Annotated in this window: 15 protein-coding genes and 3 pseudogenes; 7 read left to right on the top strand and 11 right to left on the bottom strand. The window is 68.9% G+C overall.

The features are described 5' to 3' along the window. Window positions 1–24: 24 nt before the first annotated feature. Entirely contained in the window at window positions 25–540 is a 516-nt protein-coding gene (locus tag ABZ576_RS12050; RefSeq protein ID WP_360739112.1) for a YfbM family protein, read from the bottom strand. 214 nt (window positions 541–754) lie between these two features. Next, window positions 755–1,051, bottom strand: a complete 297-nt coding sequence (locus ABZ576_RS12055) for a zinc-ribbon domain-containing protein (protein ID WP_360739113.1) — start codon at window positions 1,049–1,051, stop codon at window positions 755–757. A gap of 674 nt (window positions 1,052–1,725) precedes the next feature. On the opposite strand from ABZ576_RS12055, the gene ABZ576_RS12060 reads away from it, so the two are divergent. Beyond that, entirely contained in the window at window positions 1,726–2,226 is a 501-nt protein-coding gene (locus ABZ576_RS12060; RefSeq protein WP_360739114.1) for a GNAT family N-acetyltransferase, read from the top strand. A gap of 385 nt (window positions 2,227–2,611) precedes the next feature. Here the strand turns inward: ABZ576_RS12060 and ABZ576_RS12065 are convergent, their stop codons facing one another. Together ABZ576_RS12065 and ABZ576_RS12070 are read right to left on the bottom strand one after the other, a co-directional pair. Continuing rightward, window positions 2,612–3,166 (bottom strand): YceI family protein, encoded by a 555-nt coding sequence (locus ABZ576_RS12065; RefSeq protein WP_360739115.1) that lies wholly within the window; start codon window positions 3,164–3,166, stop codon window positions 2,612–2,614. A gap of 117 nt (window positions 3,167–3,283) precedes the next feature. After that, window positions 3,284–3,706: a nuclear transport factor 2 family protein gene (locus ABZ576_RS12070; protein WP_360739117.1), complete on the bottom strand. Its 423-nt coding sequence runs from the start codon at window positions 3,704–3,706 to the stop codon at window positions 3,284–3,286. A 469-nt stretch (window positions 3,707–4,175) separates the two neighbouring features. On the opposite strand from ABZ576_RS12070, the pseudogene ABZ576_RS12075 reads away from it, so the two are divergent. The 5 genes and pseudogenes from ABZ576_RS12075 to ABZ576_RS12095 all read left to right on the top strand — a co-directional run. Continuing rightward, window positions 4,176–4,871: pseudogene (locus ABZ576_RS12075) on the top strand (sigma factor-like helix-turn-helix DNA-binding protein); the annotation flags it as partial. A 223-nt stretch (window positions 4,872–5,094) separates the two neighbouring features. Next, window positions 5,095–5,589, top strand: coding sequence for a hypothetical protein (locus tag ABZ576_RS12080; protein WP_360739119.1), 495 nt, complete (start codon window positions 5,095–5,097; stop codon window positions 5,587–5,589). Further along, window positions 5,525–6,175, top strand: a complete 651-nt coding sequence (locus tag ABZ576_RS12085; RefSeq protein ID WP_360739121.1) for a hypothetical protein — start codon at window positions 5,525–5,527, stop codon at window positions 6,173–6,175. The genes ABZ576_RS12080 and ABZ576_RS12085 overlap by 65 nt, the downstream gene beginning before the upstream one ends. A gap of 630 nt (window positions 6,176–6,805) precedes the next feature. Further along, window positions 6,806–7,063: a hypothetical protein gene (locus ABZ576_RS12090; RefSeq protein ID WP_360739123.1), complete on the top strand. Its 258-nt coding sequence runs from the start codon at window positions 6,806–6,808 to the stop codon at window positions 7,061–7,063. A 650-nt stretch (window positions 7,064–7,713) separates the two neighbouring features. Continuing rightward, window positions 7,714–8,199 (top strand): GNAT family protein, encoded by a 486-nt coding sequence (locus tag ABZ576_RS12095; protein ID WP_360739154.1) that lies wholly within the window; start codon window positions 7,714–7,716, stop codon window positions 8,197–8,199. A gap of 53 nt (window positions 8,200–8,252) precedes the next feature. Here ABZ576_RS12095 and ABZ576_RS12100 read toward each other — a convergent pair. The 5 genes and pseudogenes from ABZ576_RS12100 to ABZ576_RS12120 all read right to left on the bottom strand — a co-directional run. Then, window positions 8,253–8,542 (bottom strand): annotated as a pseudogene (locus ABZ576_RS12100) (hypothetical protein). A gap of 921 nt (window positions 8,543–9,463) precedes the next feature. Continuing rightward, the gene (locus ABZ576_RS12105) at window positions 9,464–9,757 is read right to left on the bottom strand and encodes a DUF1330 domain-containing protein (protein ID WP_360739125.1); all 294 of its coding nucleotides are present in this window, start codon (window positions 9,755–9,757) and stop codon (window positions 9,464–9,466) included. 33 nt (window positions 9,758–9,790) lie between these two features. Beyond that, the gene (locus ABZ576_RS12110) at window positions 9,791–11,224 is read right to left on the bottom strand and encodes an MFS transporter (RefSeq protein WP_360739126.1); all 1,434 of its coding nucleotides are present in this window, start codon (window positions 11,222–11,224) and stop codon (window positions 9,791–9,793) included. Then, complete coding sequence (locus ABZ576_RS12115) at window positions 11,221–11,583, bottom strand: MarR family transcriptional regulator (protein ID WP_360739156.1); 363 nt, start codon at window positions 11,581–11,583, stop codon at window positions 11,221–11,223. Before ABZ576_RS12115 ends, ABZ576_RS12110 begins: the two co-directional genes overlap by 4 nt. A 508-nt stretch (window positions 11,584–12,091) precedes the next feature. Beyond that, a pseudogene (locus ABZ576_RS12120) lies at window positions 12,092–12,289 on the bottom strand (4-hydroxy-2-oxovalerate aldolase); the annotation flags it as partial. A gap of 42 nt (window positions 12,290–12,331) precedes the next feature. Between ABZ576_RS12120 and ABZ576_RS12125 the strand changes: the two are divergent. Next, the gene (locus tag ABZ576_RS12125; RefSeq protein ID WP_360739127.1) at window positions 12,332–12,697 is read left to right on the top strand and encodes an ATP-binding cassette domain-containing protein; all 366 of its coding nucleotides are present in this window, start codon (window positions 12,332–12,334) and stop codon (window positions 12,695–12,697) included. A gap of 265 nt (window positions 12,698–12,962) precedes the next feature. Here the strand turns inward: ABZ576_RS12125 and ABZ576_RS12130 are convergent, their stop codons facing one another. Beyond that, entirely contained in the window at window positions 12,963–13,346 is a 384-nt protein-coding gene (locus ABZ576_RS12130) for a carboxylesterase family protein (RefSeq protein ID WP_360739129.1), read from the bottom strand. 238 nt (window positions 13,347–13,584) lie between these two features. After that, window positions 13,585–13,893 (bottom strand): DUF4232 domain-containing protein (locus ABZ576_RS12135; RefSeq protein WP_360739131.1); only part of this gene is annotated, 309 nt, incomplete at its 5' end.

The raw sequence follows: 13,893 nt of genomic DNA on the forward strand, positions 1-13,893 counted from the left end.
GGTCCAGGCAGGGCGGGAGCCGGGTCAGGCCAGCATGAGGGCGATGGCGTCGCTTGCTATGGCGGCACCGGCGAAGAACCGGGTCAGCTCCTCGTAGCGGTGCCGGAGGGTGTCCAGGTCCGCGGGGACCTCGGCGTCGGATTCCGGCAAGAGGTAGATCTCGGCACGGCGCATGGCGGCCAGGTCGTAGTGCCGGGCGAGTTCGTCGAACGGTGTGGCGGCGAGGAAGCCGCCGGCCCGGGCGACGTCCTCGGGACTCAGGTAACGGGCGGGTCCGTAGTCCAGCTCGTCCTCCAGCGGAAGCTCGGACCCTCCGTGGATGACGTCGACCGGCATGCCGCCGTGGGCAGCAAGGAGGTGGTGCAGCTTGTGCCACGCCTTCTCGATGCTGAAGAACGGTGCCTTCTCGGGTGGCAGCGGCTCTCCTTCGGCCCAAGCATCGCCCAGCTCATCGATGTGCTCCTGTGCCCAGGAAGGTTCACTCAACGACCGCCGCAGCTCGGCAGGGGACAGACGAACGTACTCGCAGTGGATGCCCATGGGCGCGACGTTAGCCGCAGGCACTGACAAGCCTCCGGCCATGTCTGTCGACTCCTTGCTCGACAGCCATAAGAAACGGCGTCTAAGGGCTGTCCCGGAGGAGTTCTCCGGGACAGCCCTTGGGCGGCTCAGGGGCGGCCCGGAAGTGATCACCTGGCAGGCGCTTCGCCTTTCGGAGCCGCCGCAGGGGGCTGGCGGTAGCGTCGGTCTCCGATCAGGCTCCAGGGTGCTGGTACGACTGGGGTGCCTGCTCGTACGCCTCCCTGTCGGGAGTGCCCGCGGCCTGTGCCTGCCACTGCTCGGCCCACTCCTTGTGCACCTCCTGCTCCATTCCGCAGAACGTGCACTGGATCGCATATTCCGTCGAGATAGGAAACAGTGGCACGAAGAACAGCGTGAACTTGGTGACGTATTTCGTGACCGTGTGCGCGGCTGGGTTGTTGCAGTGACGACATGCCAGCATGAGTATCGCCAGCTGGTACAGGTATACGCGGGTGCCGAAGATGATCATAAGTGGCTCCTTGAGAGTGGGGCTGAGGAGGCTGCGGTGGGGCGGTGGGCGTCCGCTTCCTTCGCCGTGTGGTGATTCCATTACGCCTTGCGTGTGGGGTCTGGGTCATGGCGCGGAATTTCGTGGCTTGACAAGGCGGTGACCAAGACCGGTGCAGGCCATTCGAGGGGCGGGTGACCGGAACGTTTGCGGTATGGGGCAGCCACCGTCTGCGGCGGGTAGCGCCTGATGCCGGTCACACCCCTGTCTGCGTCGACACACTGTGATCACGGTGCCGTCGAATGAGACGGCCGCGGGTTCGCCATCGAATCCTGATCATGCCTGGTCAAGGCTGGGCAAGGAGTACCTCAAAAGCGGAGGGTGCCATCCGGTTTGATGGGCCCAGTCGCTGAGCCAGACATCCGTGCGGCGTCAGATCCCCTGTGACCAGGGAGTATGCTCAACGATCTTCGAAGGCACGATCAAGGTTCGATGGCACAGGACGCCGTATGAAGCGGGCCTTCACCATCTGGCTGGGCGCCCGCGACTTCCCCGGACGGCAACCAGACAGGTCAGCGAGTTCCAAACACTGCCTGATACTCCAGCCGTAGATCGTTTGTGCCCTGGTTTTGAGGTTGCCTGCCGCTGGCGGAAATCCGGGTGGCCTCAGCGCACGATCTGGGTAGAGTCGGGCGGTGCCCGAGCTGAAGCGGCTGCATGCCGGCCACGCCCCGGCGGTCCTGGCCTTCGAGCTGGCGAACCGCACCTACTTCGCTGCCTCGATCTCCGACCGCGGCGACGACTTCTTCGACCAGTTCACCGACCGGTACGAGGCCTCGCTGGCCGAGCAGGAGGCCGGCATCTGCGCCTTCTACGTGCTCGTCGCCGAGGACGGCTCGGTACTCGGCAGGTTCAACCTGTACGACTTGGAGGATGGCACTGCCAGGCTCGGCTACCGGGTCGCGGAGCGGGTCGCCGGCCGCGGCGTGGCGACCGCGACCGTCCGGGAGCTGTGCCGGATGGCGACAGCGATGCACGGCCTGCACGCACTGCGGGCGGCCGCCTCCCACGACAACGCCGCGTCCCAGAAGGTGCTGACCAAGGCCGGGTTCGTCCCGGTTGGCCCGGCCGACCCAGCCGACCTCGGTGGTAAGCCAGGCACTTGGTATCAGCGTGACCTAGAAGTCCGGCCGTAGAGCGTGATCTTGCTGGTGGTCTGGCTGTGGGAAGGCTGCGACCACCGCTGATCATCGGTGTGTGAGGACTGACGATCTTGCGATCGTCTGAGGTCACAGCTCAGACCCTGCCCGCTGGCAGGAGACGCTCGAGGGCCTGATGGGCCGCGGATAGCGGGCCGGTTCACGCGGGTGGAGGCCCGGCGTCGGGACCCTGCCGTACTTCAGGCCGGGCGAGTCGTTGCGGCACAGAGCGAGGATGAACGGGCGGTGAAAGCCGAAGACACGCCAGGCCAGCGCACCACCCACCGAGCGCAGCCGGTGTCCCGATCCCGCTCGGTCGAACTGCGGAATCGGGACACTGCACGATCGGTGGATGGGGTCTTGGCCGCCTGTCCTGGGCGGGTCACTTGTGGGGAACGGCCTGGATTTCGAGGCTGATCGACACCTTGTTGCTGAGTACGACGCCACCGGCGTTGATGCCGAAGTCGCGCCGGTTGATCTCTGCGGTCGCCGAGAAGCTGGCCCGCTGTCCATCCCGCCGGTCCGAGCTGAAACCGTTCACCTTGAGGGTCAGCGGCACCTGCCGTGTGACGCCGTGCAAGGTCAGCTCACCGTCGACGGCCCAACCACCGACGGTCTGGCGGATGCCGGTCGAGCGGTAGCTCATCGTCGGGTACGTGTCGACATCGAGGTATTCGGCTGTGCGGAGGTGATTGTCTCGCTTTTTGTTGCCGGTATCGATGGATGGGAGGTCGATCGTCGCGGTGACCGACGAGCGCAGTGGGTCCTTGTCCGTGACGAGCGTGACGTCGTGGGTGGTGAAACGGCCCCGCGTCTTGCTGATCCCGAGGAGGCGGACGGAGAAGGCGATCTCGGAGTGCGCCGGGTCGGCCTTCCACGTGCCGGCCAGATAGCCCGGAATCTCGGTCGCGGGGGCGCTGTTCATGGTCTCGTTCATGGCTTCCTCTGTGGTTGTGCGGCCGCGGCCGCGCGGCGAGGGGGATGGCGGGTCGGGATCGGTGCTCGTGATGCATCGAGAGCGGCGCGCCCGCCGGCGCTTGGGTCCCGTGATCTGTCAGGGCTCGAGGTCGACCGCTCCTTTGCCGCTCGCGATGTCGAGCGGCACCGAGACCTGGTCGTGCGTGATCAGCCAGATTCCGTCGATCTTCCGGAAGCAGTAAGTGACCCTGACCCACATACCGCTCATCGCCGTCCCGTCCTTCAGCGTGCCGCTGAGACGAGCAAAGGCGTGCCCGAAGGCCACGTCATCGCCCACGGTGAGGGTCAGCCCGCGAACGTCGTAGGTCACGCTCTCGAAGAACGCGAACACGGGCGCCCAGTTCTCGAGCTTCGCTTCCACCCCCACACTCTGGAGCGGCGGCTCGATGTCGAAGGACACGATGTCCGTTGCATACAGCTTCCTCAGGCCGTCGGGATCCTTGGCCTGGAGTGCTTGGGTGATCATGTCGACTTGCCGGCGAATAACGGCTTCGTCCATCTCGCGTGGCGTAGGCATCGCAGCCTCACCTTCCCTTCCATAGTGCAACCTTGGCTTCTCGCACGCTCCGCTGTGCGGAGCACGCTTCACCTGTCAGCGCAGAGTTTCGGCCCGCACCCTCTCTCTCGGCGTTGCGATATCCCAGCAGCGAACGGTGCCCCGCGCTTCACGGAAGTCGCCCGTACCACCGGTGATCGACATGTCGAGCGAGCTCGTTCCACTCACCCAGAGCGACTGCATCGTCAGAGAGCCGCGTTTGAGTTCCAGCGTGATCAGGCACTGGGTCGTGAGTTCGTCGCCCTTCTTCTGGTGGCCAGGATGGGAACCTCCTTATTTGTTCGCGCAGTTGCTGCCAGTACTTCGACGACACAGCCCTGCGGAATGTGAGGCTGGTGCGTCGCCTCACATTCCGCAGGGCTGTGTTGTCGAACCGGTAGGAGCAGATACGACGAAGGGAGCGTTCGGCACCATGAGCACCCGATCCGAGCCAGGACACGGCCGACCCGACCCGGGCCTGGACGCGCTCATGAGCGAGCGGCGCCAACTGGTCAATCGCGCGTACCGGCTTCTGGGCGCCCTGGCCGAGGCCGAGGACGCCGTCAGGAGACCTACACCCGCTGGTAGGTCATGTCACGGCAGCAGCAGGACGCCATCGAGAACCCCGGCGCCTGGCTGACGACAGTCGCCGGTCGCATCCGCCTCAACCTGCTCGGCTCGGCACGGGCCAGACGAGAGACCTACGTGGGCGAATGGATCCCGGAGCCACTGCCCCGAGAGTTGGGAGTGGATCAGTGGGCGGGCGGCCGGTGCGGAGGCCGATCCGGCCGACCGGGTCACCCTGGACGAGTCGGTCAGTCTGGCCTTCCTGGTCGTGCTCGAATCGATGACCCCGGCCGAACGCGTCGCTTTCATGCTGCACGACGTCTTCTGCCATTCGTTTGCCGAAGTGGCCGAGGTTGTCGGTCGTATCCCGGCGGCATGCCGCCAGTTGGCCTCCTCGGCCCGCCGCCGCATCAGGGCCGCGCAGTCTCCCACGACTTCGGAAGCCCAACGCGTCGCCGTCGTCAGGGACTTCAAGCAAGCCTGGGAGGCCAAGGACATCGACGCCCTGATCGGCCTGCTCGACCCCGATGCCACGGCGATCACCGACGGCGGTGGCCTTGCCGTCACCCAGGCCAGGGGCGAGACCCAGTCGACGGCGTGCATGACTCTGGCCCGGCCGGGACGGGCCCGCGGCCGTCGGCCTTCGCCAGCACCCAGCCGTACGGTCGCCGCTGCCCCAGCGCTTCTTGGACGGGCGTACGGACGGACGCCGGGACACCGGCGCCTGGTGTGACCTGCGCGGACACCGGTCTCCGTCCACACGCTCCCCATGGCCGACTGGGCGCATGAGCGATGACGACCAGCAGCAGCTGACCCCGCGCCGCGGCAAGGTCCTGAAGGCCCTCGCAAGGGCGGAGCAAGGGCTGTTCACCCGCCCCGCGCCGAATCCGCGAAGGCTCAAGTGGAATCGCTTTTCACGCGGTGCAGGGGTCAACCAAGGCCCTGCGGAGCGCCTGGGCGTCTCACGCCGAACGGTGGATCGCTACCGCGCCGGGCAGCTGACGATCCCGCAGAAATATCTTCGAGCCGCTCTGGTGGAGGAGACGGAATCCCTGTGGCAACCGCAGATCAAAGCACATGCGCGGCCACAGGCGGCCAGATCTGGTGATGCCATCCCGCCCGGCCGGAAGGGCCCCGGATCGCGCTTTTCCACAGAGGAGGTGCCCGCCCGGCTCGGGTGGGCGTGGGAGCCGCGCGAGGTGACGCCGGCCGGTCATGGAGATCGCAGGGTTCGACCAGCGTTTCAGCGGCTGGCAGTCGACCCGCCGCCAGCAGATTGAGGGCAGGCTGCCCATCCTCACCGCAGAGTACGAAGAGCAGGGGCACCCGCCGGGGGAGCGGGCCGCCTACGCGCCGGCCTGCCAAGTCGCCGACCAGACGCGCCCGCCCAAGCGCACGGAGTTGCTCTCGCCGACCGAGCTGCGCAAGCGTTGGGGGAACTCGGCGATCCGGGCGTACGGTGCCGAAGCCGTCGACCGGCTGGCGGAGCGAGCGCGGTCGGCCGCCGCGGCGGTGTGGGCGCGGGTGCGGCCGGTGGCCGACATAGCGCTGGCGGCCGTCGACGTCGTGGCCGTGGTGTACGTGATGCGCGGCGCGTGCAAGCGCCACCACCTGCTCGCCGAAGCCCGCCGCTACCTGTCGTACGTCCTGCAGGGTCGGCGGACCCATCAGGCGGGTCCGGGACGACCAGGCGGTGCAGACGGTCGTCGACGACTACTCCCGCCCGGCCGGCCGTCGGATGATGACCGCCGACCTGCGCGCCCTGGACCCGCGCGACACCGAGAACCAGGCCGTGCTGCGGCCCGCTGCCCCGCAAGCGGACCGAGCCTCCGTACGAGCGGGCCCGCCTTGCCGCCGACGCGCTGAAGGTCGGGGCCCAGACTGCGCGTCAGGCGGACTGACTGGGCTCCCGCACCCGGCCGCGCACCGTCACCTTGCGCGCCGCCTCAAGGTCGTGCCGGCGGCCGTTCCACACCGGCCGGAAGGCCGAACGCGTTCTGGAGCAGACGACCGACGTCGCCGCCGCGCGGCGCGACGCCCGAGCCATGGCTCCGGGTGCGGCTCTCGACCGCCTGGCTGTGGTGACGATGCCCGGCATCGTCCGCTGGGTGGAGTTCACGATGCTCGGCGTCCAGTGGCGATGGGCGACGTCGAGTGGGCTTCACTCAGGGCGCGCCGCCCGACGTCCTGCACCCGCACCGGTGCGCCCACCGCCGACCGACTCTTTGACCCGGTGGGCTGGACGCGCGACCCCTTGCCCGGGTCCGCTACCTCCTTCGGCCGTTACCCACCGGCTCGAACCACCGTCCTGTCAAATACACGAGTGCACGTTCCCCCGTTGCGGTGGATCGCACCGTCGGCCGGCATAGGGCCGGTGATCTCGGTCCATGCCTTGGGCGTGAGGATCATTCCCCGTATCGCCGCGGCCGCCGCCTTGTCCGTTGCGGCCTCCGCGCCTTCGGGGGGATCGCTCGACGAGGACAGGGAGGACAGTACATGCCCACGTACGACACCGAGATCCACACCGGAGGCGGCGGCTGGCAGCAGGACACGCCGTTGACCTTGACCATCGCCAATCGCGACCAGGCCATCGGCGACGGCAGCGCACCGCCTACCGGTTCCACCGTCACCTGGAGCACCCCCCACGCCGGTTCCGGCAGTGTCACCTTCTTCGACGAAGGCTCCCGCTTTGAAGGCACCGCCCAATGGCCCGGTGAAGGCCCCGTCGGTTACCGCGGAACCCTCACGGGCTGATTTTCGGCCAACCCACTGCCGCACACTCACCGTGCCGAGCGAGAAGAACGCAGTGGGCCGCGCCTGCCGAGTGCGGTCACAGGTCTCGGCGTACCGGGCGGGAACGGTGCCATCCCGGTCGCGATGACCAGGCGAGGCCTGCCCCAACCGCATACACGGGCAACCGAGTGCGGCCCGCGCCGGACGATCCGCGCGGGCCGCATACCGTTGAGCGCACGCCTCCCGCCCGGCACCGGCTCCGCCGGCCGGTCCCGTGCCGCCAGTGCGTCTCCTGGCCGTCGGGTGGGGCCTCGTTCCCCGGGTGCTGGCCGAGGGTGGAACCGTCCGCCGCCCTGGCGCGGTGCACTGAGCATCGACACCGAGGTACGGGCCGCTCTCACGGACGTGCTCAGCAGCTGCCCTGACGTTCCCGTCACCGTCGCGTCCGCCCGCTGACCCGCCTCGTCTCGCCGGCGTGCCGCCGGCGGGCAGGTTCACCGGGGTGGGGTCGTGGATGACGTCCCGGAGTGGCTGTTGGGCTGCTTCGAAATCGTTGGACGCCCTTTGGGTTAATGGGCGAGCATCCGCAGGTGACAGATGAAGCCGACTACTGGGGATCGTTCACACGGAGCCCGAAACGTGTCCGTTTTGTCGAGCTGCCCGGCGGGGCGATGTCCGCTCTGCTCGATGGAGACCTGTCCGAAGCCAGCAGGGTGGCCGGGGTTTCGCTGACCGAGTACTTCGTGACCGACAGGGCACGGTGGCTGTGGCAGTTCCGGTACGACCAGATGGCGGGCGACCCCGGCCGGGCGCGGTGGATGGTGCGGCAGGCGGTCGTCGGCGACAAGGGTCTCGTCGTCGGACATGCCGGTTTCCACGGACCGCCTGACGAGGCCGGCATGGTCGAGATCGGCTACTCCATTGCTCCCGACTTCCGTCGCCAGGGATATGCCCGGTCCACGCTGATCGAATTGCTCCGCCGGGCAGCGGCCGAAACCGCAGTCACGACTGTGCGGGCGACGATCAGCCCCGACAACGTGGCATCCCTGGCCACGATCTCGGGCTTCGGCTTCGTTGAGGTCGGAGAGCAGTGGGATGAGCAGGACGGTCTCGAACTCGTCTTCGAGGTTCCTGCCCGCCGGGTTCCACCCGCTTGATGGGGAGGTTCACGACTGACGCTGAGCTGTGACCGGGGCGTCCGGCGCGATGGTCAGGCCGCGGCAGCGAGTGGGCGCTGCCCGGCGTTGTCGGTGATCAGGGCGGCGGCTCGTGCAACGGGCAGGGGGCGTCGCCGTCGCGGTCCGGTTCGATCTGCTCCGCCCGGCGCGCTGCGGTGCGGACCAGTTGCGCGAGCATCGGGAAGAGGCCACCGCGGACGTCGATGTCCTCCCGGAGGTCGTGCAGAGTCGCGGCGAGTTCGCGGGCGTTGACGTCGTCGGCGTTCAGGTCGTCCTGGAACTGCTGGAGGGCGAGCTGGGCGATGCCGAGCGAGGCGCGCATCCGGTCCAGGCGCGTGCGGGTGCGGCCGGTCGTCGGGTGGTGGCCTCGGTGGTGGCGACCAGAGCGGCGAGGGTCTCCCAGCCGTGGTGCCAGGCGCTGTCGATGCAGTACGCGCCGTTGAGCCCGTAGTCGGCCAGGCGCCAGAAGTTGCACCTTGCCAGTCTTCGTGGCGAGCGTTTCCAGAAGGCCGCCTGGCAACCGACGGTCCGCGGCATAGTGCGTGACGAACGACAGAGCGAGCGCGCCGCGGCGGCGCCCGGGTGCGGTCGGATGCCCAGGTCGCTGGCGCCGGCACCCACCGCGACGGCCTGGGTGGCGGGGTAGGCCAGGCAGCTCAGGCGCATGCCTTGTTGCCGTCGGCCGGTCCGTGGACGGTCGGTTCGTTGTCCGGGCTGGCGGCGTAGTGGACGGGCCTGTCGTCGGTGGCGCCTTCGACGCGGGCGCAGCAGCCGGACTGTACGCAGTTTGTCGCTGCTTTCTTGGCGTTTTCTCACATTCCTCAACTCCCGTTGGTTGAACGTGGGGTTAGCAGTTGATGAGGGTCGTGTCGCGGACGTACCGTCCCGCCGCGTGTTGGTGCACTTCTGCTCTGCCGAGGGCTGGCAGTCCTGGGGCTCGACGGCGAGCCGCTGGTCTCTGAGCGGATACCAGTGCTGTTCGACGACGACTTCCTGCGCGAGGACGAGGGCGGTCCGCGGGCGACGAGGGCGGTGAATTCCTGGCTTCGTACGCTGCCGTCGAGCGGGGCGCCGTCGGCTTGGCCACCGCAGACGACGAGCTCCAGCGGCTCCGCCGCGAGCTGAGCACGTTGAGCTGCACATCCCTGGCTCCCGTCCCGAAACAGCAGGAGGACGCCTCCACGAGCGTCCTCCCCACGCACCGGACCTGAGAGGGTCCAGTGCAGATCCGACTGGACCTCGGTCAGTCGATGCCTTCGACGATGCGGAAGTCGCGCTCGAAGCCGTCGGGGAGGGCTACCAGCGCCTCCTGGTAGGCCGCACTCTCGCGCGCCGCGACGGCCTGTTCGAAACTGTCGAACTCGATCAGAACGACGCGTTCGGTGATTCCGGCCTCGTGGGCGACGACTCGACCGAAATTGGACAGGACGCGCCCGCCCCCAGCCCGGACAGCCAGACCCGCCAGCTCGTTGTAGGCAGTCAGCCCCTCAGGGTCGGAAATGGCGGGGTAGACGCTGACCCAGTAGCCCTTGGGCACGGAACCTCCAGTGTCGGGATGAGTGCATCTGACTTACGCATTGGTCTCGGACGAGCGTCGGCGGGCGAGAGCGAGACTTGTCAGCGTCGTGATCGCCATGGCGCCGATGCCGACCAGCGCCGCGGTGGTGTAGGCGCTGTCGTCGGGGAAGAGAAGGCCGGGGCCGGTGCCCGCGGCGAGGATTAGGCCGCCGATGGCGCTGCCCAGGGAGTACCCGACGCTGCGGACGACGTAGTTGAAGCTCATGGCGCTCGACGTCTCGCTCTTGGGGGTGACGGCCAGGATGACGCCGGGCATCGCGGCCGAGAAGCCGCCGACGCCGAAGCCGAGCACGCCCATCGCCGCGAACAGCTCGGCCAGGTCCGACCGGGCCGCCGCGAACAGGGCGAACCCGCTGCCGACCATTACGGCGCTGCCGGCCAGGAGCAGGGGGTCGGCGATCCGCGTCCGGACCCGCGACGTGAGCTTGCCGGCGACGAACCCCAGCACCGAGAACGGGATGAGGACCAGCCCGGCGACGAAGGTCGTCAGCCCGAAGCCGTAGCCAGCGCCGTGCGGCGTCTGCGCGTACCGGGTGATGAGCGTGAGCAGGAGGTACATGCCGATCCCACCGACGAACATGGCGAGGTTCGCCCCCGCGACCGCCGGGTGCCGCACCGCCCGCACATCGACCAGGGGCGTCGTGCTGCGCAGCTCGATGACGGCCCAGACGCAGAGCAGTACCACCGCGACGACGACGAGGCCCGCCGCCACGGCGAGGTGCCGGCTCCACAGATTCCGTTCGCCGGCGAGGAACAGCACCAGGAGCAGCGCAGCGGCCAGGACGACCGCGCCTGCCACGTCCACGTGGGCGGAGCGGCCTTCGGGGGCTTCGGGCATGGAGCGCCACGCGGTCAGGAGGGCGGCGGCGGTGACGACCAGGCCGAGGCCGTAGGCGGCTCGTACCCCGCCGAGCTCGGCGAGCAGCGCGGCCAGCGGGTAGCCGACGCCGGCCCCGATGATCGAGACCACCGAGATCAGGGCGATCACGGCCGCGCTGCGCTCCTCGGGGAGGTGGTCCCGGGCCACGCCCATCATCAGCGCCGTCAGCCCGAGCCCGACGCCCTGGGCCGCCCTGCCGGCCAGCAGCCACGCGAACGGCAGCGGTAGCACGGTGAGCACGCTGCCGACGACGACGACCGCCAGCGTGGTGAGGATCGCGGCGCGCCGGCGCGGGCCGGCTCCGAGCCGGCCCAGGACCGGCGTGGCGACGGCGCCGCTGAGCAGCGCAACGGTCAGCGTCCACTGCGCGCTGCCGAGCGAGACGTGGAACGAGGTCGCCACGCTGGTGATGAGCGGCGTCCCGAGGCTGCCGACCGCCGCCGCGACCAGAGCGATGAACATCAGGGCGGGGACCAGCAGCCGAGCCTCGGAAGGCGCCACCGGGAACGCCTTCCCCGCGACTCCGCCAGCCGGCTGCCCGGTCACTGCTTCGGCCCTTCGCGGTCCTGGCTTTCGAGCTCTGCCAGATGCCTCAGCGCCGGAAGGGCCGCCACGAGCGCCTCGACCTCTTCGCCGGTGAGCTCGCCGATCAACCGCTCGAACGCGTGTACGCCCGCCTGGCGCCGCGCCCGGACATAGGAGGCGCCGGCCTCGGTCAGGCACACCAGCGTGACCCGCTTGTCGGACGCGTCGCCCCGCCGCTCCACCAGGCCGGACTCCTCCATCACCCGGACCAGGGCGGTCATCGCGGGCTGGGTGACGCCCTCGACCGCGGCCAGATCGGTGATGCGCCGCGGTCCGGTCCGGTCCAGGGTGGCCAGGGTGGCGGCGGACGTCAGGCTCATGTCCCGGGGCAGGCGTCTCGCGGCCCTGGTGGCCAGGCCGTAGAGGGCTGCCCCGATGGCGGCGGACGCGCCAGGAGCGGTTTCTTGACGACTCATGCTAGAACCATAACAGTTTTATATTTACATTCTATGGAAATGGTCGACTGGCGCCGGCGCTACGGGCTGCGCCCGGGCTCGGGGGGGCTGAGGGCGGCATCGAGGAGTTCGTGGACGGCCACCGTGGACGCCAGTGCCGCCACCGCGGCCTTGTGAAGACGCACGTCCAGCACGTCCTGACCGCACTCGCGATCAACGTCGAGCGGCTGAGCCTTCAAGAACCCGCCGACGGCCCGGCCGAGACCGAGGACTGCACCGAAGAGGGCGGAGCTGCCGCGGGGCTCGGGCGGGCAGCTGTCCACGATCAGCAGTTCGCCGACCAGGTCCCACTGACAGGTTTCCATCCAGATGTCCGTCCACACCGGGAGCCAGCGGGTGGGGTAGGCGGCCACGTCGTCGGGCAGTCCATCAGCTCGCGCGCGGTGGCGATGTGCTGGGCGGCGATGTCGGCCTCGGTGCAGTGCGTGGCGACACGGACCGAGCGGATGCCGAGCGCGTTGGCCTGCCGGAGATCGTGAATGGTGCCGATGCCGGGGAGGAGGAGTGTGGTGGGGATCGCGCTGTCCGTGGCGTCGACGGCGGCCTCGATCCACTCCCAGTCGGTGTGCGCCATCCGGCGCGGTTGGTTCTCCGACGACGCGAAGGGGTCCTGATGACTGAGGTGACCAAGGGGGCCGAGAAGGAGACGGCACCGGCAAAGGGCATCGGAGCCGCCACCGTGACAGCCCCGAGTGGGGAAGCGGCGGCCGGACGTGGCGCGGCCCTGCGAGTCGAGGGGGCCGGCATCTCATTCGGTGACTTCCGGACCGTCCAGGGAATCGACCTGGACATCGCGGCCGGGCGAGTTCTTCTGCCTGCTCGTCCGAGCGGCTGCGGCAAGTCCACGCTGCTGTCGGCCATGGCCGGCTTCATCCGGGTCAGCGAGGGCTCTCTCACCGCGGACGGCGTCCCGGTCAGCGGCCCCGACCCGAACTCGGCATGGTCTTCCAAAGCAGTGAGGCCCTTTTCGACTGGATGACGGTGCACCAGAACGTCACCTTCGGGCCCCGCATGCGCGGCCGCAGCCGCACCGAACAGAACCGGGTGGCCGACGAGTTCCTCGGCCTGGTCGGTCTGCGCCACACCCTCGGCATCGTGGGCCTCGTCTACGACCGGATACTGCGCCTGATCGGGATGCGTGTCGTAGTCGCCCGCGCCCTGCTCGCTCAGCCCCGGCAGGTCGAGGAAGCCGAACACGCCGAGGCGGTAGTTGATGGTGACGTTCAGGTACAGGCAGTCCTCACTCATCCCAGGGCGGCCCGTGCCGCCACCGAACTGCAGGCAGCGACGGGAGACGTGGCCGACCGAGTGCCCGTCCAGGCAGTGGCGGGTGCCAGAGGCTGCCAGCGTCCGGCACCGACGGGCGGAGCGGCGTACGGGATGCCCGGGAAGCGGTCGACCCCGTCTGCCGAGGCTCCCGCGACCAGACCTTTGTCGATGGACACCCTCGGGGAACGGGGGGCGGCTGTCGCGGGTACAGAGGCTGTGAGGGTCAGTAGTAACAGCAGGCTCGCCAGGCAGGCAAGTCTCCCTCGGACAGTGGATCGCACGGGATCTGCTGAGAGGTCGGAGCGATGGGGGAGCCATGATGAGCCTGGCGCGGCAGGCGTGCGGTGTTCGCGTTCCATTCACCGGACCCGTGGCCGGAAGGGAGGCCGCACCCGGTGGGACCCAACGCAACTGCTTCCGAAAACGCGAAGGTCGAGGCGGGCGGTGCGTTCATCGCCGTCCGGGGCGGCTTTGTCGGGAGTGAACGAAGGGGGCGCGCTGAGTCGCTGACCTGCACTTATGTGCAGCACTTCGTAAAAGTGCAGGTCAGGGCGTTGCGTTCGTCGTTCAGGCTGCTCGATTTGTGGGGACGGGGGGTCAGGAAGGCTTGGCCGCCGAGACCGGGGTGGCGGTCACCTTGTTGTCGCACTCGGCCCACACCCCGTCGTTCAGGGCGACCTGGTGCTTGCCGGAGTGCGGCAGCCCGATGACCATCGTCGGAAACGTCACCGGGTCCTTGCCCGACACGCAGTAGCCGTCGGCCTCCCCCTGGACCTGGACGAAGGTCAGCTTCAGCCACGCCTTGCCGTGTGGCCGGACCGTCACGGTGGCCGCCTTGCCGGTGGGGGTGACCTTGAGCGGGGTGTTGTGGGCGGGGGAGCCGTTGCCGGCGCCCGCGACCGTCGG

Source organism: Streptomyces sp. NPDC013455 (genome assembly GCF_040632975.1).
Lineage (GTDB): Bacteria > Actinomycetota > Actinomycetes > Streptomycetales > Streptomycetaceae > Streptomyces.

What these genes read in the sequence shown, in the direction of transcription:
- ABZ576_RS12050 (WP_360739112.1), bottom strand. Translation starts at nt 540, where the DNA reads ATGGGCATCCACTGCGAGTACGTTCGTCTGTCCCCTGCCGAGCTGCGG.
- ABZ576_RS12055 (WP_360739113.1), bottom strand. Translation starts at nt 1,051, where the DNA reads ATGATCATCTTCGGCACCCGCGTATACCTGTACCAGCTGGCGATACTC.
- ABZ576_RS12065 (WP_360739115.1), bottom strand. Translation starts at nt 3,166, where the DNA reads ATGAACGAGACCATGAACAGCGCCCCCGCGACCGAGATTCCGGGCTAT.
- ABZ576_RS12070 (WP_360739117.1), bottom strand. Translation starts at nt 3,706, where the DNA reads ATGGACGAAGCCGTTATTCGCCGGCAAGTCGACATGATCACCCAAGCA.
- ABZ576_RS12080 (WP_360739119.1), top strand. Translation starts at nt 5,095, where the DNA reads ATGAGCGATGACGACCAGCAGCAGCTGACCCCGCGCCGCGGCAAGGTC.
- ABZ576_RS12085 (WP_360739121.1), top strand. Translation starts at nt 5,525, where the DNA reads ATGGAGATCGCAGGGTTCGACCAGCGTTTCAGCGGCTGGCAGTCGACC.
- ABZ576_RS12090 (WP_360739123.1), top strand. Translation starts at nt 6,806, where the DNA reads ATGCCCACGTACGACACCGAGATCCACACCGGAGGCGGCGGCTGGCAG.
- ABZ576_RS12095 (WP_360739154.1), top strand. Translation starts at nt 7,714, where the DNA reads ATGTCCGCTCTGCTCGATGGAGACCTGTCCGAAGCCAGCAGGGTGGCC.
- ABZ576_RS12115 (WP_360739156.1), bottom strand. Translation starts at nt 11,583, where the DNA reads ATGAGCCTGACGTCCGCCGCCACCCTGGCCACCCTGGACCGGACCGGA.
- ABZ576_RS12125 (WP_360739127.1), top strand. Translation starts at nt 12,332, where the DNA reads ATGACTGAGGTGACCAAGGGGGCCGAGAAGGAGACGGCACCGGCAAAG.
- ABZ576_RS12130 (WP_360739129.1), bottom strand. Translation starts at nt 13,346, where the DNA reads ATGGAACGCGAACACCGCACGCCTGCCGCGCCAGGCTCATCATGGCTC.